This is a genomic window from Rhizobium sophoriradicis, from assembly GCF_003939025.1.
Classification (GTDB): Bacteria; Pseudomonadota; Alphaproteobacteria; order Rhizobiales; family Rhizobiaceae; genus Rhizobium; species Rhizobium sophoriradicis.
Genome location: NZ_RQIH01000057.1, coordinates 1 through 1,181 on the forward strand (window position 1 = coordinate 1; position 1,181 = coordinate 1,181).

The 1,181-nt window shown below is 58.8% G+C and carries 1 protein-coding gene and 1 pseudogene; one reads left to right on the forward strand and one right to left on the reverse strand.

Going from position 1 to position 1,181, the window contains the following annotated elements; all coding sequences use genetic code 11:
• A partial coding sequence (locus EFR00_RS32760) for a transposase domain-containing protein (protein WP_148102836.1) occupies window positions 1-105 on the forward strand: 105 nt, incomplete at its 5' end.
• A gap of 26 nt (window positions 106-131) precedes the next feature.
• Here the strand turns inward: EFR00_RS32760 and EFR00_RS33860 are convergent.
• A pseudogene (locus EFR00_RS33860) lies at window positions 132-404 on the reverse strand (transposase); the annotation flags it as partial.
• Window positions 405-1,181: the final 777 nt, after the last annotated feature.

Sequence of the window (1,181 nt, forward strand, 5' to 3'; positions counted from 1 at the left end):
AACGTGGACCCGCAGGCTTGGCTCACCCAAACACTTGAGCGGATCGCCAACGGCTGGTCGAGCAGCGATCTCGATGCACTCATGCCGTGGAATTACGCGCGCTGAACGGTCTCAGCTTGCCGCTTACGGTGTAGTCGCTTGCCGCAAATTCGATCCGACGCCTCCCAAACAACGACGAGCGCTGCCCGCACGTCGTCGCCGTAAACCCGGCGCCCTGGCCGAGGACCACCCTTCGCCGGTTTGCGTTCTCCTCGCAGCAGTCGCATCGCATGCTTGCGATGAAAGCCCGTGAGCGCCACGAACTCGTCTAACATCCTCGCCTTCTCGGCCCGCCCGCCTAACACATAGCGACAACTGATCGCTGCCACCAATTCCGCACGTGTCGCCATGCTGACCTTCCTCATCACAGCTCCCGAGGTTGATTCGGCGGGAGCAATTTAGATGAGGCAATAACCCATTCTCAGGGAGCAGTTCAGGCGAGGCAATGCGCGCGACAAACTGTGCGGTGCCTTTGATTGTCGCGAATGAGGCTGGCCTGCCGCGCCGGCGTTTGACCCCCATGGCGGAACGTCGTCGATAGCTTTCGACGTTCATTTCGAAGATCGTTGCGTGATGAACAAGTCGGTCCACCGCGGCACCCGCCCGCAGGCATAGTTTGATAGTTGCAGGATACGGGGTCGGCATCGAGCACCCAACTCACACGTTGGTTCATGATCGCCGTATGAAATGCATCCGGCGCCATGGGCGGGTTTCGTCCGGGCCTGAAGCCATAGTAGAACCCGCAAAGGATAGGCCGTCATAGACGGCACTAAGCACTTCAGCGACCGCGCCAGCCTCCTTCGCCCCCGAGGCTCTTCCCGCATCCGTATCTGTCTACACTTCAGATGCGACACCGTCGCCTCTTGGGATGCCCAAACGTCAACGTTTTGAAGGAAGACTGGCGACGTGCACATTCGATGTTGCCCCGGGCACTGGGGATCGTCTCATCTGGGTTGGCGCGCTGCACGTGGCCGCGTAAAAACGGATTCTCTCTCAACGGTTTGGGTGTTTTTTCAAGAACGACTGGCATCTATTGCTCGATCCATCTCCACCCTATTGCTGGAAAAGGTAAATGTCGTTCTCCCTGCCTGATGGCCCCAGAGTGGCCGTGTAGGGCACACCATGGATAGTGATGCTGGTCT